Raw genomic sequence first — 25167 nt, forward strand, 5'->3', positions numbered from 1 at the left:
TTTTCATTACCGGCAGCCACTTCCTGAAAGCGCTGGGGCACTTCCGAGGTATTTTCCCAAGGACGTTCTTCACTCATGTTCTTGCCTCGCTTGCGTTTTGGCGATTGACTCTCTCAGCGCCATCCACCCTAAGAGGGCGCATTTAACTCGGTTGGGAAACTTGTAGGTTCCTTGCAGACTGGCGGCATCTTCTAGGGAATCTAGCACTTCGTCAGGAAGTTCCAGTCCCCGCGAATGCATCATTTGGTCGAAATCATTCCAAAGCTGTTCCACTTCCGCCAAAGATTTTCCCGCTACCAAGTCATTCATCATTGATAGTGATGCCTGGGAAATGGAACAGCCCTGCCCCTGCCAGGCAAGATCGGCCAGAGTATCGCCCTCTAAAGTAACTGCTAAAGTAACTTCATCCCCGCAGGTAGGATTAACTTGATAGGACGAGGTATCTGAAGGCGTTACTGGAGAGCTGCCGTGTTTTTCCGCGGCATGATCCATAATCACCTGCTGATATAGCTGATCAAGAGCCGAAACCATTATTCCCCCCTTTTAAAGAAACTACGTACGGTTTCTAAACCATCAATTAGGCGATCAATATCTTCGCGCGAAGAAGTAAGCGAAAGAGATGCCCGACAAGAGGAACGTAAACCATAGTGGGCGTGCAGCGGGAGGGCGCAGTGATGCCCTACCCGAATCGCCACGTCCGCGGCATCTAATACCTGCCCCACGTCATGGGGATGGATACCAAAGAAATCGAAAGCCGCGAGTCCTACCCGTTCGCGGTAATCTGTAGGCCCTAGCAGCCGCAGACCTTTAACGCTCGTTAAGCCCTCCAATAGATACTGAGTTAGGAACAGTTCATGCTGACGTATCCGTTCCATTCCCACTTTCTGTAAATAATCAAGTGCCACCGCCCAAGCGTGAATCTGGGCTACCGCTTGCGAGCCGGCCTCGAATCGCTCGGGGACAGGTTGGAAAGTGGTTTTGTCCATGTTTACATCGGCAATCATGGAGCCACCTGCCAGGAAAGGCGGCAATTGCTCTAGCAATTCCCCCCGGCCATATAGCGCCCCAATACCGGTGGGACCTGCCATTTTATGCCCGGAAAAGCAAGCAAAATCCGCGCCCAGGATTTTAATATCTAAGGGCATATGAGCGCTGGACTGGCAGGTATCTAACACTACCCAAGCCCCCACCGCGTGAGCCGCCTGGATAATAGGTGCTATATCAGTAATCGCCCCCGATACATTCGAGGCATGAGTTACTGCCACTACCTTGGTGTTCGCGGTGATCGCATCCAGGGTTTCCAGGTCAATCCGACCTTCATCATCCAAATCCAGATAGGCGAACTCGCAGCCGGTGCGCTGGCTAAGTAACTGCCACGGCACCAAGTTGGCGTGATGCTCTGCCCGTGTAGTAACTACCCGATCACCTTTACCGATCAGGGGAGCCCCGCCATCCATCCCGGGGTTAGACAGGCCATAGGCCACCAGATTTAGCGCCTCGGTGGCATTCTTGGTCCAGACAATTTCGCTGGGATTTGCTCCGATAAAGGAGGCGAGGACGCAACGCGCATCCTCGAAATACTGGCTAGATTCATCGGCCAGCAGGTGAGTACCGCGATGCACTGCCCCGTTAGAGTTTCCATAAAAGCAGTTCTCCGCCTCGATAACTGAACGCGGTTTTTGAGAGGTCGCGGCCGCATCTAAATAGACAATCGGTTTTCCTCCCCGTCCGGTGCGGGAAAGAATCGGAAAATCGGCGCGCAAACGCGCCAGTTCCGTATCGGAAAATGGCGATTGCACTGGCAGCATCCTCTCAATAACTAATGAAACAGGGCTTTATGGTCGGAGATTGTTTACAGATAGGAGTCGTATCCGCTGGTCTCCAGCTTGTCAGCCAGCTCGCTCCCCCCAGAGTCCACAATCCGTCCTTTGGCAAATACGTGCACGAAGTCCGGCTTAATGTAGTTCAAAATCCGCGAGTAGTGCGTGATTACCAGCAGCCCGCAACCAAGATTCTCGTGAGCATGATTTACCCCCGCCGATACGGTGCGCAAAGCGTCAATATCTAGACCAGAGTCAGTTTCGTCAAGAATAGCGAACTTGGGGTGAAGGATTTGCATCTGCAAAATCTCTAGGCGTTTCTTTTCCCCACCAGAAAAACCGGCATTGAGGTCGCGACTAGCGAACTTTGGATCTACTTTTAAATCCTCCATGGCGGCTTTTAGTTCCTTTACCCAAGTACGTACCGGCGGAGCTTGCCCATCAACCGCAGTCCGGGCAGTACGCAAGAAGTTAGATACGGTGACTCCTGGGACTTCTACTGGGTATTGCATAGCCAGAAAAAGACCGGCGCGTGCCCTTTCATCTGGGGAAGATTCCAAGATATTAACCCCATCTAGGAGCACTTCCCCGCCCTCGATATGGTAACCGGGGTGACCGGCAATCGAATAGGCCAAAGTAGATTTACCCGAACCATTCGGCCCCATAATCGCGTGCTTTTCCCCGGAATTCACCGTTAGGGAGGTGCCTTTCAGAATCTGCTTTATCCCGTCGGGAGTTTCTACCGAAACCTGTAGGTCTTTAACTTCTAGTTTCCCCATTTATTCATTTCCTTTACTGCGGCTACAGGCAGAAACATAAACCGCCTGTCCTTTGATTTCAAGCTGATAACACTTAACTGGCTGGGTAGCAGGCAAGGTAGGCTGCCCGGTGTTCAAATCGAACTGGGCACCGTGCCCCCAGCACTCAATTGCGCACCCTTCTACCTCGCCCTCGTCTAAAGCTATGTCCCCGTGAGTACACAGGGCATCTATCGCGTGCCAGCCGCCTTCCTCGTCACGCACAACGGCGATTGGAATCCTTTTACCCTTTTCATCGGTTATTTCTGCGCGTAGTGCTTGTCCGGCTTCTAGCGCGTCCACTTCACAGACTTTTTCTAGGCTCATAGCGCACCCGAGCCTTGTTCTAACCGCGCGTCAATCACCTGTAATAGGCGTTCTTCAATCTCGTTGATTCCAATCTGGCGGATAAGTTCAGCAAAAAATCCATGTACCACCATTTTTCGGGCGGTATCTTCCGGAATACCGCGCGACAGCAAATAGAAGAGCTGTTCGTCATCAAAACGCCCGGTGGCAGAAGCATGTCCAGCTCCCGCGATTTCTCCGTTTTCAATCTCTAGGTTGGGTACCGAATCAGCTTTTGCTCCCGGGTTTAACACCAGGTTACGGTTTTGCTCATAGGAATCGGTATTGAAAGCCTGTTTGCCAATCAGCACATCCCCAATCCAGACCGCATGTGCCTGCGTTCCTTGCAGCGCTCCTTTATAGTGCACATCGGAACGGCAATTTTCAGCAATGTGATTGACGAAAAGGCGGTGTTCTTGATGCTGGTCAGTGTCGGTAAAGTAGACACCTAACATTTCGACTTCCCCGCCCGGTTTATCTAAATCGATATCGGGGCAGATTCGTACCAAATCGCCCCCCAGGGTGACTACGATATGTTTCAGCTTTGCGTCTTTTTCCACGTTCATGCGGTGATTAGCCGCGTGTACTGCCGAGCGTTCCCATTGCTGAATCGAAACTATTTCTAGCTCGGCTCCGCTTTCAACATTTATCTCAACCCCCTGGTTGAGTTGGGCATCACCGCTGTGTTCCAAAATTAGCAGGGCTTTAGCCTGTGGTTTCACATCTATGCAGATATGTTGGGCAGCCGGAGTCGGGTTTTCCCCAATTATTTTGATTCGCAATGCTTCGGGAAACTGGTCAGCAATAACTAGGTTTACTATTTCCTGGTGGTTATTCCATTCGACAACGCTCGCCCGGTCTCCGGGAGCCCCGATTTTACCGTGAATATCGCTGTCGGTAGCTATTTCGATATACGAGGACGCGCCCAGATTTAGGCGTTTACCTGAGTTTAAAACCTGCCCCTCAACCTCAACTGTAGGAGAACTTCCCTCTAAAGTCTCTGTAAGCAGCATCTTTATCCGCTCTAGCGGAGTAAAGCGCCAATCTTCTTCCCGCCCGGTCGGCATAGGAATATCAGCAAGATTAAAAGAGGTAGGACGGTCAGCTCGGGAGGAAGCTGCGACTACTTTATGGTCTGCCTGTTTTAGCATCTTTGCCATTACCCCACCGATCCTTCCATTTGTAGTTCGATTAGGCGATTAAGCTCCAGGGCGTATTCCATGGGTAGTTCCCGCGCGATTGGTTCAATAAAGCCACGCACAATCATCGCCATTGCTTCCGTTTCGCTAAGCCCCCGACTCATCAGATAAAATAGCTGGTCGGCACTAACTTTAGACACCGTAGCCTCGTGTCCCATCTCGACATCATCGGTTTGAATATCCACATAAGGATAGGTGTCAGTACGCGAAATTTGGTCTACCAGCAGCGCATCACAAACCACTGATGCTTTGGAATGTTTAGCCTGCGGAGCAACGTGTACCAGCCCCCGATAAGACGAACGCCCGCCGTTACGGGAAATAGATTTCGAGACAATTGAAGAGGACGTATTGGGCGCTAGATGCAACATTTTTGCACCGGTATCTTGATTTTGCCCCTCGCCCGAGAATGCCACTGATAGCGCCTCTCCGCGCGCATTTTTCCCGTTCAAATAGACCGAGGGGTACTTCATATTAGTTTTTGACCCCATATTTCCGTCTACCCATTCCATAGTGGCGCCCTCTTCGCAGATGGCGCGCTGGGTTACCAGGTTATAGACGTTTGTAGACCAGTTTTGAATGGTGGTGTAGCGTACCCGGGCATCTTTAAGACAGAAAATTTCTACAATCGCAGAGTGTAGCGAATCCGATTTATAAATCGGGGCGGTGCACCCTTCCACGTAGTGAACGTAAGAACCCTCGTCAGCAATGATCAGAGTGCGCTCGAACTGCCCCATGTTTTCGGTGTTAATCCTAAAATATGCTTGCAGGGGGATTTCGACCTGCACGCCCTTGGGAACATAGATAAAAGATCCCCCCGACCACACCGCGGTATTTAGAGCCGCAAATTTGTTGTCACCAGCAGGAACGGCTTTCCCGAAGAATCGTTTGAACAGGTCTTCGTGTTCGCGCAGCGCGGTGTCGGTATCTAGGAAGATAACTCCTTGTTCTTCCAAATCGCCGCGAATCTGGTTGTAAACCACTTCGGATTCATATTGAGCCGCCACCCCAGAAACCAGGCTTTCGCGTTCTGCTTCCGGAATCCCTAGCCGGTCATAGGTTTTCTTGATGTCCTCGGGCAAATCTTCCCAGGAGCTAGCTACCCGATCGGTCGAGCGCACGAAATATTTAATCTGATCCATTTGCAAATCAGATAAATCAGGCCCCCAGGTAGGCATCGGCTTACGTTCAAAAACTTTGAGGGCTTTTAGTCGGCGTTTAAGCATCCATTCGGGTTCGTTTTTCTCGGCAGAGATGAACCGTACTACTTCCTCGTCAAGACCACGCCTAGCGCTTTGACCAGCTGCGTCTGAATCATGCCATCCGTACTCGTATTGAGTGCCAATCGAGTCTATAACCTGCTGGTCAGCAGCTTCTTTTTGTTCTTTAGTGGCAATCACCGGTGGTGATGATGTCATTTGTGTGTCAATCCCTCTTTTGTTGTTTCCTTGTGCTCTACTGTGTCATGTTTAGCGGTTAATAGGGAATTTAGGAGTGGGCAGAGCTATTGGCACCGAGGTGGTACATACATGCTCCCCATCCGCCAAAGTCGCCAAGCGTTGCACATGTACGTCCAAAAGACGGGAAAACGCTTGAGTTTCCGCCTCACATAGTTGCGGAAACTCACCCGCAACTTCTTGCACCGGGCAGTTTCCTTGGCAAAGCTGTACTGCAAAACCGCCATTGCCTACCTCGCGCACCGTAGCGGCATACCCATCGGCGGTTAAGGCATCGGCGAGGGCGCGGGCACGCGACCTCGGGTCTGTACCAGCTTCTTTTATCAAAGGCGCGTAACGACGTTCAATATCGCGCGAATGAGCAGCAGCGAAACTGTCTATTCCATCCGGACCGGCGACTTGCTCAATAAATCCCAGAGCCCGACTTGCAAGTTTTGAGTAATCCTCGCTAAGCCCTTCCCGTCCTTTACCGGTAGCGATGTAGTGACGCGCCGGCCGACCACGCCCCCGTTTGGTCTGTTGTCCACTTTCGTATACTGCAATCATCTGGGCGGATTCTAGAGCAGTAATGTGGCGACGAATAGCCGCGGTAGTAAGCCGGAGGATTTTCGCCAGGTGGGCGGCGGTAACGGGGCCTTTTTCGACTATCAAATCTAGAACTGTTTGCCGAGTCGGTTCCGTGTCGCTCACGTTTCCCCTCCTTAAAAATAGACCTTAGCTATTTTAACGCATTTTAGAAACAGGTTACTTGCAAAAATGTCTACTAAAGGGAAGTGTGGCGGGTACAACACACAAATGAAGTTGAATTCGCCCTCAACAAACCGGTTGGTTTAACAAAAACCCCAATGGAGACGGCTAGCTGACGCGCGTTTTAGCGCTCAAGCAGAAGCGGATCAGCTATGAAGGGCGCAGAGGGGCTACGCAAAGAACGCCAACCATTTCTCAAGGACTCAATACTCGCCAATACCGCAGCCAGAGCCGATGGATTATGTAGACTGCCGCTGAGTAGGGCATCTCTTGCTTGGTCTAGAGGAAACCAGGCAAGGCACATATCTCGTTCTTCTTCACGCCTATCGAAAGGCTGACCGCTCACAGGAGAGATTCCGCGCGCTAAAAATATCCGTAAATGTTCACTGCTACCACCGGGAGAAGTGAAGAAATCTACCAGCACTTTCCAATTTGCTGCCTGAAGATTAGCTTCCTCCCAAAGCTCTCGGCGGGCAGCGCTCAAACGATCTTCGCCCGGTTTATCCAATAAACCCGCCGGAATCTCCCACAGGAAAGCACGCACCGGATGACGATATTGACGGAGCAAAAGAATCTCCCAATCAGCAAGTTCCTTTGAAGATTCATCAGCTCCCTGAACCGGGCGCACCGCTGCAATCGCGACTGCTCCGGGGTGAGAAAGATAATCTCGACGCACCACAGGCTCATCTTTATGCAGACGCACTTGGTCACTTTGAAAATCAAACACCTGTCCGTGGTAAATCAGTTCTTGTTTTTCTACCGGATACTTATAGGTTTCATCACGCAGTTGCATAGTTTCACTTTCAGTTTCTATCAAGCTATTCGATTACTGTTCAGATTTATCATCTAGGTAGGGTTCGACCATTACCACGCCCACTTCCTAACCTATCCCCCCTTGGTTATTTCTGCACCTAGCTGCCTATTTATTGCCGGAAGTAGATAAATCATTTTTACGCTCGCGCAACTGGCGCACTAGCAGCGGGCTCATAATAGCCACGGTCACAATCCCCGCAAGGGCGGCCGCAAAAAAAGTACCAAATATATTCACCCATAACTTCATCAAATAACCAGAAATAAACCAACCAGACACCCCTGCCCCTAACGCTAGAAAAAAGCCATAACCAGCAGCCGGGGCAACGCCCCTTAAGGCTGGTTTTCCCGCAATCTGCCGCAGACCGATTAGCAGTCCCAGCGCCCCCACGCTCATACCTACCGATTGCGCCAACCCCAAGGCAAGCAAAATAGCATTAGCGCGATTAGCGCAAATACTAGATAAACAGGCACTCAACCCCCAGGAAAGAGCCGCTACCGTCAGCCACCCAGCAGAGGCTGCTATCACCGCCTGTTTCGCTCCTCCTAAAGCGTAGAGAACCCGTGAAAGATGATAGACCAATCCGTAGCCCACCACGGCAGGTGCCATTGCCACCAGTGCCCATAACATTCCTGGAACGGGATTAATTCGCGCAAAAATATCAGTTACCGGACGAGCCACCGACACCAGCAGCGCCGACCCGAAAAGACCGATTCCGGTTACAAATCGCGTTGAAGATGCACATTCCAGGTTGAATGCCCCCTTATCGCCTCGATGGATAAGCCAAGATAACCTGGGAAACATCGCAGTAGCAATCGGAACCGCCAATACCGCATAGGGCAACATATATACCGATTGCGAGTACTGGTAGATAGGCAAAGAGCCTTCCACGCCATAGCTGCGGGTAACCAAAATGATTACCAGCACTGAGAACTGTTGCGCAATTAGAGACCCCACCCCTGCCCCCGCTAGCTGCATAGCTTTCCGTCCTCGCCCTTGTCCCAAACGTAAAGTGGGACGCCAACGAATCCCCAGACGGTAAATCGGAATAAATAGCGGTAGACTCATGGCCGCTACCCCAGCGGTAGTCCCCCACCCCAAAATCAAAATAGCGTTATGAGCCACCTGCTCAGGATCTGCAACCGAGGGAGTAAGGTAACCAAAAATCGCGTAAGTGCTGATTACCACCAGGGAATTAAGCAATGGACCTAAAGCGGGCAGTAAAAACTTTTCATGGGCTTGCAAAATACCGGTGCCGACTACACACAATCCATAAAGGGGCACTTGCAGCGCAAACATTTGCAAAAAGACGCTAATTAAATGGGCTTGCAGCTGCGGGTCAGCCCCTTGGGGACAAGGCATTACCTGACCTATCCAAGGTACTAGAAAATAAACCATCACCCCTATCGGCGTGAGCAGTAACAACGCCCACGAAATGAGAGCCGAAGATATACGTTGCACCTCGGCTCTTAACTCATCGGCAATCGGACCGGCAAGAATCGGAATAGTTACTCCCGCGAGCGCTCCCCCGGCGACCACCTCAAATAGAACTGTTGGCAGCTGATTAGCGGTAGCGTAGGCGTTCGCGAAGGCGCCCGTGCCTACCCAAGCAGATTGGGTCAGCCAACGCCCAAAACCAAAAAATCTCGAGAGTAAAGTGAGGACAGAAATTAGCCCGACAGCCGACGCTAAGGCGGGCAGCCGGTTGCCTAATCCCGGTTTTTTCAACACCTGCGCCCTAGGTTATCTATAGCCCGTAATACCGCATTACCCGAGATTACCTGGGAAAAGGATATTTTCTCGCTGGCGGCGTTTAAGGTAACTACCGCCAGGACAGCCAATAGTTTCCCAGGTAGCTTAGTTTTTTGCGCTAACGCTACCCCCAGTAGCGCCCCGAGGGCGTTAGCACCGGTATCCCCCAGCATTTCCTTTTCTCCTAGGTCTTTAGGTAGTTCTAGGAGGCAAACCGTCAGCGCCCCGCTTCCTAAGATTTTGGCAGCACCTTTATTGCCCCTAAGTAGCAGGCTAATCAGAGTCCCTAGTTTTAAGCAACGCCCTGGACGCAGGTCAAATAGGTTAGCCAGATTCGCACTACCGGCAATTAGCACTGTATCTAGCGCCCAGGAGGGCAAACCGCTACCTCGGGAACGACCAATTCCAACCGCGCCTATACCGGCTCCGATTCCGATACCGGCAATCTTCAAAGCACCGGTAGTAACTTTTCCCTGAGCTAAGGCTCGCAAATGCCCGTGAAATCCCTTCGCAGCAGTATTAACGCCAGTTTTCTGTCCCGGATTAGCCTCAGCATTATTGATGGTTACTTCTTGGGAATCAGCGTTTTCTGGTCGCGTATCAAAAGGCGTTTGCGCCTGGGTGTCATCAATATATCCCAGGGCTGCTCCTGCTGCCACCGGCACTATTGCCCCAAATTTTGCGGCGCTATTGCCAGAAAGTGCCAGGGCGCTGGTCAAACAGCCAGCTGCAACTTTGATTCCCCCGCTAAGGTTTACGGTTTTGCCATGAAAATTCTGGCGTTCATAGCGGCGAAGCTGCTCAGGAGAAAGGTGCTGCACCAGATACTTCCTGGCTAGGAAAAACCCGGCACTTGCCAGTAATACCCCCTGGGCTGCCCGTGTCATTTATTTTCCTCCTTTTCTGCATCGGGAAAGGGCGGAATAAGCTGGCTAGCATAATGCTCATTGCCATAGGCTTGGTTATTTCCAGATTCATCTGCTAAAAGCGCAAAGGGAATCGAAGTATTACTCATAACCGAACCAATACCATCTACGGTGGTAACTTCTAGTTTTTCTGCGCGAATCTTCGTTAAATAATCTGTCTCATTCTTAGCGCTCCCAACAATCACTGTTCCTTTGGGAAGGGCTCCATCAATACCTTTAACGAAGTCTAAATCGATTTGACTGCCCCCAGCCTTTGTATCCTTTTCGCTAGAAATGGGGCTTAACACTAAAATCATCTGCGCCGGGTCAGTTACCGTTTCCTTAGAAATCAAAGGAGTATCTCCAGCCGAAAGGTTACTTACTAGCGCTTGTATCTCTTTGTCGGCGCTAGTTAGCCCCATACCCAAAGCAGTTGCCAATACCTGCTGGCTAGAAACTTTAGCATCAACTTTATCTGCGAGTTTACCGGCTAAAGTTGAGGCTAAAGTGTCCCGATAAGATAGCAATTCTTCGCTGAACCAACTGTCTTTTATGGTCACAGAGTTCACAATCGTTCCGGCAGCTATTTTCAATTGCTCATTTATTCCATTAAATGCTTCGTCACTTACCCCCGGCATTCTCACTACTGCGACTTTCTTGCCCGTCAGCTGACCGGGAGTAACTTTACGTCCTAATACCCCAATATATTCGCTAGCGCTATTTGCCTGTTTCACCAAATCTTCATTGACCTGACGCAGTTCAGCTTGCTGCTTTGAAAGCGCTTCCACCCGCCCCGACAAGGTATCGGATATTTTACCTTGTAAGGGTCCGGCTCCCAGTACCACCCCCATAGTAAGGGCTACCAGCACAGCCATAAGTGACACTAAGTGATAGCGAAAATCAATCATTATTCTCCTACCTTGGTTAGCCCTTTAGTGAGGGAGCAATCCCGAAAAGCTGACGGAAAAAGTCAATCAAATCATTAAAATAGATAGCGACAATGCCGTAAAAAGTCTGTCCTACCGGAGTAACTGCCAAAGAAATTGCCACAGCCCCCACTCCTACTAGGGCGAGTAGCAAAGTTTGCCAAGTAGACACCCGCGGTTGATATAACTGGGACACTCCCTTGGCATCGACCAGTTTTGACTCCACCCGAAGGCGCGTTAGGAAGGTAGATGCCATTCCGGAACGTCCCTTATCCAGGAACTCTACCAAGCTCGCATGGGTTCCCAACGCCACAATCATTTCCGCATCTTTATCATCGGCAAGCAGCATAGCTACGTCCTCGGAAGTTCCGGTAGCCGGAAAAACCACATGGGGGATTCCTTCTCTTTTTAATCGTTCCGTACCGGGAGCTTTACCATTCCGGTAGGCATGCACCACGATTTCCGCACCACAACGTAGCGCCTGGTCAGACACAGAATCCATATCGCCAATAATCATATCGGGGGTGTATCCCTGTTCCAAGATGGCATCGGCTCCCCCATCTACCCCCACAAGCACCGGTTTATATTCACGAATATAGGGCCGCAAAGAACGCAAATCTTCTTGATAATGGTATCCCCGCACTACGATTAGGGCGTGTTTACCGGCAAACTTGGTTTTTACCTCGGGAACCCCCACCCCGTCTAGTAGTAAATCTCGTTCTCGGCGTAGATATTCCATCGTATTAGCTGCGAACGCCTCTATCTGAGTGGATACTCCTTTTCGAGCTTCTTCTAAATCGGCGGCAATAGTGCCGGGAGTTTGTTGAACCCCCTCGGCAACTAACTGTCCGTTTTGGAATACCGAATTGCCCTCGATAGTTACCTTGGTTCCTTCCTTAAGATTCATAATTCTGGAACCTAAATCATCAATTAGGGTTATTCCGGCATCAACGATGATGGAAGGACCCATATTGGGGTAGCGCCCAGTAGTGGACTTGGCAGCATTAAGCACTGCACTAGGAGCCGCTGCTACCAGGGTTTCCGCAGCTATCCGGTCAATATCCGCATGGTCAATAACCGCGATTTCACCGGCTTGGAGTCGCTGAGTTAGATGCTTTGTTTTCTTATCAACTCGCACCCGCGAACTAGAGGCTAATGTTGCCTCTCGCAATTTGCATCGCTTAAAAATACCCACGCAATAACACTACCCCAGGCGACAGCTACTAATCAGTTCCCGTGCATGGTCAAGGGCAGATTTAGACTGAGCTTTCCCGGCAAGCATCCTCGCAATTTCTGCTTCCCGTTCCTCGCCGGTTACTTCCCTGACCCCAGCCTGGTTGCCTGTTTTCGTAACTACCAGCTGTTTATCAGCCCAAGCTGCCACTTGCGGCAGATGAGTTACCACTATTACCTGAGTATGCTGCGCTAGGCGAGCCAGGCGTTCTCCAACAGCCAGCGCGGTTTGCCCTCCGATTCCGGCATCGACCTCATCAAAAATAAAAGTTGGAGTGTCTTGGGATAGACAACGCGTAGCTAAACTTACTTCTAAGGCAAGCATAATTCGCGATAGCTCTCCCCCGGAAGCTCCTTGGGATACCGGTCTAACCGGCGCTCCTTTAGCTTGCCGAAGCCCAAATATCACCTGGTCATAGCCATTTATGCTGGGATTTGGAGAGCTTTCAACCAGGATTTCAAAACCGGCATTTTGCATTTGCAATCCGCCCAGTTCCGTTGCAACTTTCTTTTGTAGTTCTTCTGCCAGGCTCTGGCGATTTCTGGTAAGTTCACTGCCTAATGTTTGCAGCTCGCTGCCAGTTTTTTCCAACTCTTCTCGCAAACGCGTGCCCTGATTATTTGGACCGGATAATTCAGTCAGTTTCTGACGCGCCATTTCAGCCCAGCTAAGCCAACTATCTAAATCTTTAGCGTAAGGACGATAGGCATTACGCAACTGAGAGAGTCGAGATTGGGAGCTATTTAATTCGCCAGGATCTGCCTCTAAATCAATCAGATACGCACCTACCTCGGCAGATATATCCATAATAATGGCGGAAGCATCGCGAATTCCTTGCGCGAACTGTAATAGTTCTTCATCGCTTTGACCGCCGCGCTCTAGAGCCTGAACTGCCGCCCCTACCAGGCTGGCAGCATCTTTTCCATCGCCATCAGAGCCGGAAAGATAACTGTAGGCACGACCGGCAGCTTCCCGCAATTCCTCTATGTTGCCTAGCCGTTCAATTATCCGTAACAGTTCGTCTTCTTCCCCAAGATAGGGTTGCAGCTTTTCTTGCAGACCAAGCCCCTCTCGCAGCCTAGACACTTCCATTTCTCGTGCCTGCTGCTGATTTTCCCACTGCTCAAGGTCTGCTTTCAGTTGTTGCCATGAGTGATACTTTTCCCGGAACTGTTTTAACAGTTCCCGATGACCATCTTGACCATAAGAGTCCAGCAGAGCTAATTGCCTAGAGCCTGTCCGTAAGTTGAGCTGCTCGGCTTGCCCATGGATAGTAACCAGCTCTCCTCCGATTTTGCTCAGTATTGCGCTGGGAATCGTGCGTCCTCCTGCGTGAGAGCGAGAACGCCCTTTAGCTCGCACCGTACGCGCTAAAATAATCTCGTCCTCTTCAACGATTCCGCCCGCCTCAATTACCGCCTGTGCCGGTGCAGACGCTAGGGCTGAGGTAAAAATCCCCTCTACCGCTAACTCGGTTTCCCCATAGCGAACCAGGTTAGGGTTAGACTTTTGTCCTAACAATAGTTCAATTGAGGAAAGTACCATGGTCTTCCCCGCCCCTGTTTCTCCGGTTAGCGCCGTAAAACCAGGTGAAAACCGTAACTCGGCCTGGGATATTACCCCTAAATTAGTGATAGATAGCTGGTCAATCATGGCTTACCCCAGTGAACGCCAGCCTTTAACTGGAAGTTGGAATTTATGCACTAAACGCCCGGAAAATGGGGTATCAAGGATCCGGGCTAACAACACCGGAGCTTTGCCTTTAGTGGCGTGCACTATTGAAGCAGGAGGCACTTTGTGACAGTGGAGACCATCTAGCCACAGCTCCATGGAACTGCGCTGATCGGGTAGTACCGATATTTCCAGAGTGGAATCAGGAGAAACCACTAAAGGACGAGTAAATAGACCGTGCGCCCCCAAGGGAGAAACCACCATCGCATCTACATCAGGCCAGACAATGGGACCGCCAGCAGAAAAGTTATAGGCGGTTGAACCGGTAGGGGTGGCGACAATGAGACCATCAGCCCCATAGGTGGTTATACCGCGCTGATCAATTCCTAATCCTAAGTGCGAAGGATGGGCACGGTCAGTAGACATAATCGCAGCTTCATTAAGCGCCCAATCACTGATTTTACTGCCGTCAGGAAGAGTTACGGTTACCTCTACTGTCATCCGTGGTTGCACCGTGTAGGAGCCGGCAACTATATGGTTAATGACTTCTGAGATTTTATCCGGTTCTACTTCGGTTAAAAACCCGGTATGCCCCAGATTAATTCCAATTAGGGGTACTGCTTGCGTGCGGGCGGGGCGGGCAGCTCCCAGCAAAGTACCATCTCCGCCGAGGGCAATAACAATTTCAACGGAGCCATCATAGTCTTCATCTACCGGAGTAATCCCATGGTTGCGAAGCTCGGCTGCCACTTTATCAGCAGTTTCAGCCAACTCAGGTCGTGAAAGATGCCGAATCACCATTACGTGGCGTTCACTCATTGGTTTCCTCCTTTACCTGTTCATCTAGATTATTGCCTGGTTTACCAGCAGGTCCCGCGGCAATCGCAGCCTTTACCATGTCTTTAATCTTTAGATTACTAGGCATAGCCACCCCGCGCCCTAAATATATAAAGTATTCAACATTCCCAGATGGACCAGGCAATGGTGAGGCAGCCACCCTTTTCAACCCTAACCCGTTTTCTGACGCTGAGAGGATTACCCCCATAACAGTCCTAAAATGATCTTCCAGGTCACGCACTACGCCCCCGGCTCCTAGTTTCTCGCGCCCTACCTCAAACTGCGGTTTTACCATCAGCAAGTATTCTGCATCAAGGGTAGAGGCACTTACCAGAGCGGGTATAACCAGTTTCAAGGAGATAAACGACAAATCCCCTACTATTAACTGGGCGGGTTCCCCAATTTCTTGCGGATCTAGGTAACGAATATTGGTACGATCATGGACTTCTACTCGCCGGTCTTGTTGCAGCTCCCAACGTAATTGGCCATAGCCAACATCCACCGCCACTACCGAACTTGCACCCCGGCGCAATAAGACATCGGTAAATCCCCCGGTAGATGCCCCCGCATCGAGGCAACGTTTACCCGCTATCTCCGGGGCGTCCTTGCCCAATATATCGAGGACGCCCGCCAGCTTATAGCCGCCTCGGGAAGCGTATTCCACCTGCGAGCTTTTAACCACTGTTATAGCCTGAGCCGGATCGATTTGCGAAGCCGGTTTAGAGATAACCCTGCCGTCCACACTGACTCTACCAGCAGTAATAATCTGACTAGCGTGAGAGCGGGAAGTAGCCAAATGTCGGCGCACTAACTCTCTATCTAGCCGCCGCAATCTACCCACTGCTATTTCCTTTCTATCTGCGCACTCAGGGAATCTAAGGTGGCAGATAGTTTTGCAGCTGTTTGCTCCAAGTCGCTTAAAGTAATCTGGGGATAGATACTGTCAGGGTCTTTCGGCCAGTCAGCCATCTGCATATCGATATCTGTTTTTCGAGCCTCCAGCTCTAAATCTTCCGATGAATCAGAAAAACTATTGATCGCACTCATCATCAGTCTCATCTGCGAGTTTTACATCTTCCGAAGAAAAAGAATCCTCTAAATCCTCTTTGTCCTCGCAAGCCTGCGAATCCTGCATTTTGGCTGACTGGGCGTTTTCTTCTACCTCATCAGATAGCTCCTGATTGGAGTTGTCAGTTTCCCGCACGACCTCAAGATCTGGAAGGTGCACAAATACCCCCTGGTCACGAGCTTCCCAAACCGCTGCCACTAGCGCACGGTAATCTTCAAGACTGAGCACCGCCCCATTATCAACCGGTTGCCCATCACGCAGCACCCGTCCATCTTCAGCCACCATAAAGCCAGCAGATTCTCCGCTAGTCCACGCTCCGGTAGGTTGATGAACCGGGCCAGGGTGTGGTCGCATCAGGTCAGTTAAATCAAGCCCCAGATAGGAGGGACGCCTATCCGGGTGAGCGAGAGCCACAGCTTTTGCATCAGAAACACCGGTAAGCACATGCAAACTGAGCATATCGGCGGCTACTGCTCCCGCAATATCGGTATCGAGCCGGTCACCTACCGCGAGCGGTTTGCTAGCTTGCGCTCTACCGGCAGCTTTGCGATAGATTCCGGCAAAAGGTTTGCCAGCGGCGAAAGGTTTTTGCCCGGTCGCGTGCTCTACGGCTGCCACTAGAGAACCGTTTCCTAAGGCGAAGCCCTGCTCGGTAGGCAAAGTTGCATCTAGATTAGTGGCAATAAAGAGTGCACCATTATTTATCGCATAGGCAGCCTGAGACATTTGTTCCCAGCCCACATTCGGGCCATAACCTTGAATAACTGCTACTGGCTGCTCGCTAGCCTCGGTTACTACCGTAAATCCTGCCTCGGCAACCGTGTCTGCTAACGCCTGAGTGCCGACTACCAGTACTTTTGATTCCGGATCGATTTTGTGGCTAAGAATATCGACCGCATCCATCGCGGCAGTCATCACTTCACCCTCGTCAGCAACAATTTGATGAGAGCGCAATTTATCCGCAACTTGTTGTGGGGTTCGCGAAGCGTTATTGGTTAGGAACTGTACTTTAAGACCGAGTTGCCGCACCATCGCTAAGCCTTCGGCTGCTTTGGGAACGTCTCGACTTCCGGTATAGCAAACTCCATCCAAATCCACTAGGAGCACATCCGCAGTCTCTACTAAAGGCTTGCGACTGCCATGTAAATCCGAAGGTACATAGGGGTTATCTGCTTCTAAAACTTCCTCTAAATCAACAATCGCAACCGTGTCGGGTACTTCCGGAGTCTCTTCTTCTACCTGCTGGGCTTCGTCCTCGCGCCCTATTTCCCGTAATAAATCAGCTTTATAGGAAAGAATCCTAGCCAGAAGAACTGGCTCGTCAGGCTGGTATTTATCTAAGAAATTATTTAGCAACACTAGCGCGGCATCAGATTCACCTAAATCATGGCGCGCACCTGCCTGCACAATCACGAGTTCTACCAAATCAGAAAGGTTGAACGAGGACGTGTCGGTTTCGGCAATTATCTCTAAGGCTTTCTCGGGTTTACCTAGCCCACGTTCGCAGTCAGCTTCGATAGCCCGCAGACTGTCGGTTCCATTTAGACGCCGAGCCGCCCGTACCTCCCGGAGAGCTTCGCTATATTTACCACATCCGTAGGCTGCGAGGGCGGCTGCTTCTCTCACTGTCCCTATCCGTCCGGCGCGGCTAACCGCAGCGCGCGCATGAAGATAGGCTTCTTCGGCATCTACATCTAGTAGTGAACCAGCCATTACCAAATGGCGAGCCACTTTTTCCGCATTGTCGGGGTCTAGAGAAGATAAAGCTACTCTAGATTCACGATCTAAGTCAGAGGCTTTAACTGCCGGAGGAATTTTAGGTTCATTTTCATGACGCCATTCTTTAGCGCGATAACGAGAATCACGCACTCCATAAGAATGCTTACCGGTTCGCCAATCTTGCCCCTCACGTTCGCGACGTTCGTCACGACCTCCGTCAAAACGCCGCCCACCGCGCCGGTTTCCTTGTTCAAAGCCGCGACCATTATTCTTACCTGACCCCCAGGAGCGACCGGAGCGTTGTCCCCGATGTCCTCTCTCACCGCGTTCATCCTCGCGCCCGGCGCGGTAACGCCCGGAGCGATCGTTACGATCATAGCGGGATTTTCCACCCCGCGAATCATTCCATTTACCGTTCCCGCGACTGTTTTGACGATAGTCACCTTCGGATTGTCGGCTGCCGCTATAGCCTCGCGAATCGGAATGAGCCGGCCCTAAGTCTGAGCGCCGGGGGGAGGAATCATGCTCTGCCGATTGAGAGCGACGCTTGCGCCATTGAGGTTCGCGCCTAGAGCCATATTGATTGAAGTTTCCCAACTCTAATTCCTTTTCGCCGTTTATCTGTTTCATCTGTTTATTAGTTTCTATTCTAAACGCAAGCCCTGGGTAAGAGCGCCTTCAAAAAGTTGTCTATCCTCACTATTTCGGGCTTTTATCTCCGATACGTCCCGGTTCAACCTGGCAAATACTAGCGTTCAATACCGCAACTTAGGCGAGGATTTGTTCTAGCTCATTCAGGATGGTTTCCGGGGTAAGTTTGGAACTTTTAAGTAAGCTATCGCGAGAATCGGTGGGTAAGAATGCCCTAGGAATTCCAAATGATTTAATCGGGGTGAAACAGTTCTCTTGAGCCAAGGTCGAACGCAGCAGCGCCCCTACCCCGTTGGTTACTTCCCCATCCTCGATAGTAACCACTAAATCAGCCAGTTTTACCTGTTCGCAAAGCGTAGCAGAAATTGGAATTACCCAACCGGGATCAACGCATTTTACTGAGTGTCCCCCTTGGGTAAGACCTTGGGAGACTTCCAGGGCGGTATTAGCCATAGCTCCGACGGCTACTACCAATATCTGTTTACCCTCACCTGAGTGCTGATACAACACGTCTAGGTCACCGATGTGACTCTTTGCTGGTATCTGCGGAGGTATTGAACCTTTTGGATAACGCACGATTGTGGGAGCGTTCTCTATCGAGACCGCCTGACCTAATAACTTTCGCAGAGTAGCGGCATCTCTGGGGGCAGCTACGCGGATTCCGGGAACCATAGCGGCGATTGCCAAATCCCACATTCCGTTATGGCTAGCCCCATCAGCTCCGGTGATGCCCGCGCGGTCTAGAACCACAGTTATCCCCTGTTTATGTAGGGCAGCATCCATCAAGAGCTGGTCAAAGGCGCGGTTAAGGAAGGTCGCGTAGAGGGCGATAACCGGGTGACAACCGGCAAAAGACAGTCCGGCTGCCAGAGTCATAGCGTGTTGCTCAGCGATTCCCACATCAAAAACTCGGTTAGGGAACTGGGTACGGAATGGTTTCAAACCTACGGGTTCCATCATGGCAGCCGAGATACCCACAATTTTAGGATTACGCCGCGCCAAACGAACAATCTCTTCCGCAAATACTGCCGTCCAGCCAAAACGTTCTTTCTTTACCGGCAAGCCGGTTTCTGGATGAATCGGGCCAACGGTATGGAAATGATCAGCATCATTTTTTTCGGCAGGAGTGTAGCCACGTCCTTTTTCCGTAATAGCGTGCACGATTATCGGACCGGAGAACTCTTTTGCCCGTGCCAAAACAAACTCGGTGGCAACAATATCGTGTCCATTAACCGGACCGGTGTATTTAATACCTAAATCATTAAAAACAACCTTGGGGGGAGTAATTAAATCCGCCATTCCCCGTTTAATTCCATGCAGGGCATCATAGGTGAGTTCTCCGGGTTTTCCCCGCGACTTTAAATGCTGTTTTCCCCAGCGTAACGCCCGCTCATAGGCGGGTGAAGTCCGCAAAGCATCCAGGTGATGAGCCAGCCCCCCGATGGTGGGTTCATAGGAACGACCATTGTCATTTACTACAATGATTAGGCGCAGATTGGGATGTTCAGCGATATTATTGAGTGCCTCCCACGCCATACCTCCGGTCATAGCGCCGTCACCAATCACTGCCACTGTATAGGAGTCGTCTCCTTTTAGGGCTTTAGCTTCCGCGATACCTTGCGCCCAGGAAAGCGCAGTCGAGGCGTGTGAGTTTTCGACCACATCATGCGGGGATTCAGTCCGGCTGGGGTAGCCTGATAGTCCCGTAGCGGTACGCAGGTCAGTAAAATCTTTCCGTCCAGTGAGGATTTTATGTACGTAACACTGATGCCCGGTATCAAAAATAATGGTGTCAGTGGGAGAAGAAAACATTCTATGTAGGGCAATAGTAAGCTCTACTACCCCCAGATTTGGCCCCATGTGACCACCGGTTTTTGCCACATTCTCCACTAGAAAAGACCGGATTTCCCCAGCCAGATTAGTTAGCTCTATGCTGGAGAGTTTTTTTAAGTCTGCCGGGTTGTTTATCCGATCAAGAATTCTTGCCACCCAGCTAGTTTAGTCATATTTTGGATTTTTGAGGATGCAGATGGCTTTGATTGCTATTTTTGCTACCCCGGTTTTCCATTTTTTGCCCTTTTTGTTCTGGGTATTTTTCAGAAATAAACGGCTCCGATTGCTTAAATAGTCCCGATTGCTGCCGATAGAAAATATCTATTTCGCTACTTGCGTTTATTGAAGTTAGCGCGTCACACTAAAACTATGGCTCCAGAGCGCTCCCGGTTTTCAAGTTTTGTTGCGACTTCGCGCGCTGGTCTCACTGTGCTTTCAATTGTTTTAGGTATAGCAGTGGGACTGGTTTCAGTGGCGTTTCATTATCTAATTGACGGCTGGTCTTATCTGATGACTGGCTTTAGCGATTACCCTGATCACTCGGGGGATGCCCACGGATTTTTAGGGCTGTCACCGGTTTTTATCATTGCGGTTCCAGTAATTTCAGCGCTGCTTTATTCTCCGGTGGTAGAGCATTTTACGCCCGGTTCACGCGGTCATGCCGTCCCGGAAGTTATGTTTTTCGTCCGCCGCAAAGGCGGGAGAATTCCTGGACGCAACGCCCTAGTCAAGTTATTTGCGGCTGCTTTGACTTTGGGAGGAGGGGGAAATGCCGGGCGGGAAGGGCCGATTGTAATGATTGGGGCGGCTATTTCTTCTTGGGTAGGCACCCGGCTGGGCCTTAGCAAACAACGCCTGATGTTCCTGTGTGCCTGTGGGGCGGCTGCGGGGATTGCCGCTACTTTTAATGCTCCCCTGGCTGGTGCTTGTTTCGCCGTGGAACTAATTTTGGGGGTGCTTAGCGCCGAGTATTTTGCTTTCATTGTTTTTTCTTCGGTGTCGGCTTCACTGGTTGCGCAACAGTTTTTCCCTAATCAAGCCAGTATTCCTTTAGGTCAGTCTTTGGATCTTTTTTCCCATAGCGACTATATTTTGGTGACTATAGGGGCAGTGGTTGCTGCTTTAGCCGGGATTGCTTTTAGCAAACTGTTATACCTGGTTTGGGACGGCATCAACTTGCTTTACCACGGGAAAGACTGGTTTCGTCCGGTCGTTTGTTCTTTACTGCTCGGTATTTTCCTTTATTTTTTCCCGCTTCTTTACGGCACAGGTGAGAGTGTCCAGTTGCGAGTATTATCAGGCGATTTCCCAGTCTGGATGGTTTTGGCTCTATTGGGAGGACGGGCTTTGGGGGCTTCGTTCACGATTAGTATGGGAGGTGCTGGCGGGGTATTTGGCCCTACCCTGTTTGTGGGGGCGTGTGCGGGAGCAGCTTTCGGACAGGTGGTTCAACCTTGGTCGGCTTCTTCGACAGCCATTTATGGAGTAGTTGGGATGGGGGCGGCTTTCGCGGCTGCCTCCCGTGCACCCCTAACCGCGGTGTTCATTATTATCGAGATGACCAGGCAGTATTCTCTAATTTTACCGATGATGCTGGCGGTAGGGATTGCCACCGGGATTTCCCTATTTATGACCCGCTCAACAATTTATACCCAAAAATTACACCGCCGCGGTGACCGGCTGTCAGACCCGGTGTCGGATACTTTATTGGGGCGCTCCACCGCATCGGATCTGATGCACGAACCGCCTCAGCTTCTAAGTCAAGAGCTTACCCTCGCTCAGGCGGAAAGAGCCCTGGAAAATAGCGGAGAAACCTCCTTGGCGGTGGTAGATTCTCAGGGGGAATTCCAAGGCTCGGTGAGTGCCCTGCTGCTCGGGCATGAGATCGACAAACGCGGCGAGGATACGCCTTTGAGGGACATCTCCTTAACTGCAGCTTTCTGCACCCCCACTGAGCTCCCTAGTCAAATCCTCAAAGAGCTGGTAGAGTCCTCACTTTCGAACCTGCCGGTGGTGGGACGCTCCCAAGAAGTCTTGGGTTATGTACGAGGACGCGACCTAATCGTCAAGCTTTACCGGCAGCAAACCCGCGCGCTTAACCAACGTGAGCTAGGCGACTCCCTGGGGTGTCGCATTCGTAAGCGCTGGAGGAATCATCGCCACCACCGCTAACGATGCAACTCTCAGAAATAACTCGCACAACCAAAATCCAGGGTGGCAAAAGATGCGAGAGGGGGCTTGATTCGAGCGAAGCAAGAATCACCGGGGTCCCCCGAGCGCTTTTGCCGCCCCGGATACTACGCAATCGACTTAGATTCCTAGCGATTTGCACATTATTTGCTTTATTGAAATCCGCTATAGCAACGAAACTCTGGGCACGGTAAAAGATGCGAGAGGGGGCTTGATTCGAGCGAAGCAAGAATCACCGGGATCCCCCGAGCGCTTTTACCGTGCCCAGAACATTACATTTATTGCGTTATCAGGCAACTAGGTTGCGCAGTACGTATTGCAGGATGCCTCCGTTGCGGTAGTACTGGGCTTCACCGGGAGTATCGATTCGCACGGTGGCGTCAAACTCTACGACGGAACCATCAGTATTAGTCGCGGTCACTTTCATTACCTGCGGAGTTACCCCTTCATTGAGTTGGGTAATCCCGCTAATATCGAAGGTTTCAGTCCCGTCTAGGCCTAGGGAATCTGCGCTTTCGCCCTCGGGGAATTGCAGTGGCAGGATTCCCATGCCAATCAGGTTGGAGCGGTGAATACGTTCAAAAGAGCTAGCAATTACGGCTTTTACCCCCAGCAACAGTGTCCCTTTGGCGGCCCAGTCACGAGACGAACCAGTACCGTATTCTTTGCCGCCGAGCACTACCAAGGGCACGCCGGCCTGGGCATAGGACACCGAAGCATCATAGACCGGTACTACCGGAGCATCGGCTTTGGTGAAGTCCTTGGTGAAACCGCCCTCGACACCATCGAGGAGCTGGTTACGGATGCGGATATTAGCGAAAGTGCCGCGCATCATTACTTCGTGGTTACCGCGCCGCGAACCATAGGAGTTAAATTCGCGCCGTTCCACTCCGTGGGAGCTTAGGTATTGACCAGCCGGAGTCTTGGACGCAAAAGCACCTGCGGGAGAAATATGGTCGGTAGTTACCGAATCTCCTAGTTTCAGCAGCACCTTAGCTCCGGAAATATCTTGTACCGGATCCGGGGTTTCCGGCATTCCTTCAAAGAAAGGCGCCCGGCGTACATAGGTGGAATCATTGTCCCAGGCAAAAGTGGGTGAATCGGGCACCTCCAGCGATTGCCAACGGTGATCCCCCTCGAATACGCTTCGGTAATCTTGCAGATACATATCGCGATCGATAGCTTGACCAATCGCTTCTTCCACTTCTTCGGCAGCGGGCCAAATATCACGCAGGTAGACGGGATTCCCGCGGTTGTCCGCTCCCAGCGCCTCGGTTTCGAAATCAAAATCCATCGTTCCCGCCAGGGCGTAGGAAATCACCAGGGGCGGAGATGCTAAGTAGTTCATTTTCACATCGGGGTTAATCCGCCCCTCAAAGTTACGGTTACCAGAGAGCACCGACACCACGGTCAGGTCGGCGTCCGCTACTGTGTTGTGTACTTCCTCGGGTAGCGGCCCGGAGTTACCGATACAGGTGGTGCAACCGTAACCGACAATATCGAATCCCAGCTGTGACAGATAGGGCATCAGACCAGCTTTTTCGTAGTAGTCGCGCACTACTTGAGAGCCGGGAGCCAGCGAGGTTTTCACCCACGGCTTAGGCGTTAGTCCCCTTTCAGCGGCGTTCTTGGCGAGCAAACCGGCCGCCATCATCACCGACGGATTTGAGGTATTAGTGCAGGAAGTAATGGAGGCAATCACCACGTTGCCATGATCCATTGCTATTTCTTCCCCACTACCCAGTTTCACCTGGGTGGGGCGGGTAGGACGCATCAAAACCGGATCAATGGTGTTATCGCCCGCCACATAGTCGGGCAGAATCTTCTTGAAGGAATCTTTGGCCATTGCCAGTTCAATGCGGTCTTGGGGACGCTTCGGACCGGCGATAGAGGGCACTACCGTGGATAAATCTAGTTCCAGATATTCACTGTAACGTGCCTCGCGTGAGGGGTCATGCCACAGTCCTTGCCGCTTTGCGTATTCGCGCACGAGGGCGCAGGATTCTTCGCTGCGACCGGTCAGGTGCAGGTAGTCAATAGTGACTTCATCAATGGGGAAGATAGCGGCAGTAGAACCGAACTCGGGAGACATATTGCCGATAGTGGCGCGGTTAGCTAGCGGAACCGCCCCTACGCCCTCGCCATAGAACTCTACGAACTTGCCGACTACCCCATGGTCACGCAGCATTTGAGTGATGGTGAGCACCACATCGGTGGCGGTAGCGCCAGGCGCGATTTCGCCGGTCAGTTTAAAGCCCACTACCCGCGGAATCAGCATTGACACTGGTTGGCCGAGCATGGCGGCCTCGGCCTCTATCCCGCCAACACCCCAGCCGAGGACGCCCAGACCATTAACCATAGTGGTGTGGGAGTCGGTACCTACCAAAGTATCGGGGTAAGCCAGCGCGCCGTCCTCGTCCTTATCGGCGAATACTACCCGCGCCAGGTATTCGATATTTACCTGGTGCACAATCCCGGTTCCCGGAGGTACTACCCGGAAGTTTTCAAACGCGCCCTGTCCCCAGCGCAGAAATTGGTAGCGTTCCTGGTTGCGTTGATATTCGATGTCCATGTTTTTTTCCACGGCATCTTTAGAGCCGAATACATCGATTTGCACCGAATGGTCAATTACCATTTCTGCTGGTACTTGCGGGTTAATCAGGTCAGGATCTTTACCTAGTTTCACGACTGCATCCCGCATTGTTGCCAAATCGACAACGCAGGGAACGCCGGTGAAGTCTTGCATTAAGACGCGCGCCGGGCTGTACTGGATTTCTTGACTGGGCTGGGCATCTGGATTCCAGTTTGCAATCTGCGCGATCTGCTCTTTGGTGATATTTTCCCCGTCCTCGTTACGCAGTAGGTTCTCTGCCAGGATTTTTAGGGAGTAGGGTAGTTTTTCAATGCCGGACACCGCTTTTAGGTCATAGATTTTATAGCTCTTATCACCGACTTTTAGCTGGGTTGCCGCGCCAAAGCTATTTAAACTCATTACTTCCTCCCGCCCGGAATCAAAATATTTTCTCTTGACATCAAGATACTTTGCGCAGCTATCGAAAGCTAGTGCGCCCTACAACAAGCACCAGCTTCGAAAACCAATGAGGGACACCTTTTGACCGTCACCCCACTTTAAGTGCAGGAACATGAATGGGGGTCGGGTAATAGCTACCGCCATTACCCGACCCCCGTCCTGGTAATCATTCCCCA

20 protein-coding genes are annotated in these 25167 nt (G+C 51.3%); 1 reads left to right on the plus strand and 19 read right to left on the minus strand.

Annotation, left to right across the window (positions count from 1 at the left end):
* Positions 1-69 precede the first annotated feature (69 nt).
* The 18 genes from sufU to dxs all read right to left on the minus strand — a co-directional run bounded on the left by sufU (position 70) and on the right by dxs (position 19926).
* Complete coding sequence (sufU, locus tag QZT94_RS06625; RefSeq protein WP_296773304.1) at positions 70-531, minus strand: Fe-S cluster assembly sulfur transfer protein SufU; 462 nt, start codon at positions 529-531, stop codon at positions 70-72.
* Positions 531-1799 carry a SufS family cysteine desulfurase gene (locus tag QZT94_RS06630; RefSeq protein ID WP_296761024.1) on the minus strand — a complete coding sequence of 423 codons (1269 nt, stop codon included), beginning with the start codon at positions 1797-1799 and terminating at the stop codon, positions 531-533. Before QZT94_RS06630 ends, sufU begins: the two co-directional genes overlap by 1 nt.
* Before the next feature lie 53 nt (positions 1800-1852).
* A complete protein-coding gene (sufC, locus tag QZT94_RS06635) occupies positions 1853-2599 on the minus strand; it encodes a Fe-S cluster assembly ATPase SufC (protein ID WP_072509431.1) in 747 nt (248 codons plus the stop codon).
* Positions 2600-2944: a non-heme iron oxygenase ferredoxin subunit gene (locus QZT94_RS06640; RefSeq protein ID WP_072509430.1), complete on the minus strand. Its 345-nt coding sequence runs from the start codon at positions 2942-2944 to the stop codon at positions 2600-2602.
* Complete coding sequence (sufD, locus tag QZT94_RS06645; RefSeq protein WP_296761026.1) at positions 2941-4122, minus strand: Fe-S cluster assembly protein SufD; 1182 nt, start codon at positions 4120-4122, stop codon at positions 2941-2943. The genes QZT94_RS06640 and sufD overlap by 4 nt, the downstream gene beginning before the upstream one ends.
* Positions 4122-5576, minus strand: a complete 1455-nt coding sequence (sufB, locus tag QZT94_RS06650) for a Fe-S cluster assembly protein SufB (RefSeq protein WP_296761028.1) — start codon at positions 5574-5576, stop codon at positions 4122-4124. Before sufB ends, sufD begins: the two co-directional genes overlap by 1 nt.
* Positions 5577-5627: 51 nt before the next feature.
* Entirely contained in the window at positions 5628-6305 is a 678-nt protein-coding gene (locus QZT94_RS06655) for an HTH domain-containing protein (protein WP_072509427.1), read from the minus strand.
* 181 nt (positions 6306-6486) lie between these two features.
* Entirely contained in the window at positions 6487-7155 is a 669-nt protein-coding gene (locus QZT94_RS06660; protein ID WP_296761030.1) for an NUDIX hydrolase, read from the minus strand.
* 126 nt (positions 7156-7281) lie between these two features.
* Positions 7282-8904 carry a lipid II flippase MurJ gene (locus tag QZT94_RS06665; RefSeq protein ID WP_296773306.1) on the minus strand — a complete coding sequence of 541 codons (1623 nt, stop codon included), beginning with the start codon at positions 8902-8904 and terminating at the stop codon, positions 7282-7284.
* A complete protein-coding gene (locus QZT94_RS06670; RefSeq protein ID WP_296761033.1) occupies positions 8898-9812 on the minus strand; it encodes a hypothetical protein in 915 nt (304 codons plus the stop codon). The genes QZT94_RS06665 and QZT94_RS06670 overlap by 7 nt, the downstream gene beginning before the upstream one ends.
* On the minus strand, positions 9809-10738 hold the full coding sequence (locus tag QZT94_RS06675) for a copper transporter (RefSeq protein ID WP_296761035.1): 930 nt from the start codon (positions 10736-10738) through the stop codon (positions 9809-9811). Before QZT94_RS06675 ends, QZT94_RS06670 begins: the two co-directional genes overlap by 4 nt.
* Positions 10739-10754: 16 nt before the next feature.
* Positions 10755-11927: a putative cytokinetic ring protein SteA gene (gene steA / locus QZT94_RS06680; protein WP_296761036.1), complete on the minus strand. Its 1173-nt coding sequence runs from the start codon at positions 11925-11927 to the stop codon at positions 10755-10757.
* Between the two features lie 33 nt (positions 11928-11960).
* On the minus strand, positions 11961-13643 hold the full coding sequence (gene recN, locus QZT94_RS06685; RefSeq protein ID WP_296761038.1) for a DNA repair protein RecN: 1683 nt from the start codon (positions 13641-13643) through the stop codon (positions 11961-11963).
* 3 nt (positions 13644-13646) lie between these two features.
* The gene (locus QZT94_RS06690; protein ID WP_072509421.1) at positions 13647-14480 is read right to left on the minus strand and encodes an NAD kinase; all 834 of its coding nucleotides are present in this window, start codon (positions 14478-14480) and stop codon (positions 13647-13649) included.
* A complete protein-coding gene (locus QZT94_RS06695) occupies positions 14473-15339 on the minus strand; it encodes a TlyA family RNA methyltransferase (protein ID WP_296761040.1) in 867 nt (288 codons plus the stop codon). The genes QZT94_RS06690 and QZT94_RS06695 overlap by 8 nt, the downstream gene beginning before the upstream one ends.
* Positions 15340-15341: 2 nt before the next feature.
* Complete coding sequence (locus QZT94_RS06700) at positions 15342-15548, minus strand: hypothetical protein (protein ID WP_296761042.1); 207 nt, start codon at positions 15546-15548, stop codon at positions 15342-15344.
* Positions 15529-17916, minus strand: coding sequence for an HAD-IIA family hydrolase (locus QZT94_RS06705; RefSeq protein WP_296761044.1), 2388 nt, complete (start codon positions 17914-17916; stop codon positions 15529-15531). Before QZT94_RS06705 ends, QZT94_RS06700 begins: the two co-directional genes overlap by 20 nt.
* Before the next feature lie 138 nt (positions 17917-18054).
* Entirely contained in the window at positions 18055-19926 is a 1872-nt protein-coding gene (gene dxs / locus QZT94_RS06710; protein WP_296761046.1) for a 1-deoxy-D-xylulose-5-phosphate synthase, read from the minus strand.
* Positions 19927-20226: 300 nt separating this feature from the next.
* Here dxs and QZT94_RS06715 point away from each other — a divergent pair, with 300 nt between their 5' ends.
* Positions 20227-21942 (plus strand): chloride channel protein, encoded by a 1716-nt coding sequence (locus tag QZT94_RS06715; protein ID WP_296773309.1) that lies wholly within the window; start codon positions 20227-20229, stop codon positions 21940-21942.
* Between the two features lie 307 nt (positions 21943-22249).
* Here the strand turns inward: QZT94_RS06715 and acnA are convergent, their stop codons facing one another.
* Positions 22250-24952 carry an aconitate hydratase AcnA gene (acnA, locus tag QZT94_RS06720; protein ID WP_296761049.1) on the minus strand — a complete coding sequence of 901 codons (2703 nt, stop codon included), beginning with the start codon at positions 24950-24952 and terminating at the stop codon, positions 22250-22252.
* Between the last annotated feature and the right edge of the window lie 215 nt (positions 24953-25167).

The sequence above is a fragment of the Varibaculum sp. genome, from assembly GCF_008661855.1.
GTDB classification, from domain to species: domain Bacteria; phylum Actinomycetota; class Actinomycetes; order Actinomycetales; family Actinomycetaceae; genus Varibaculum; species Varibaculum timonense_A.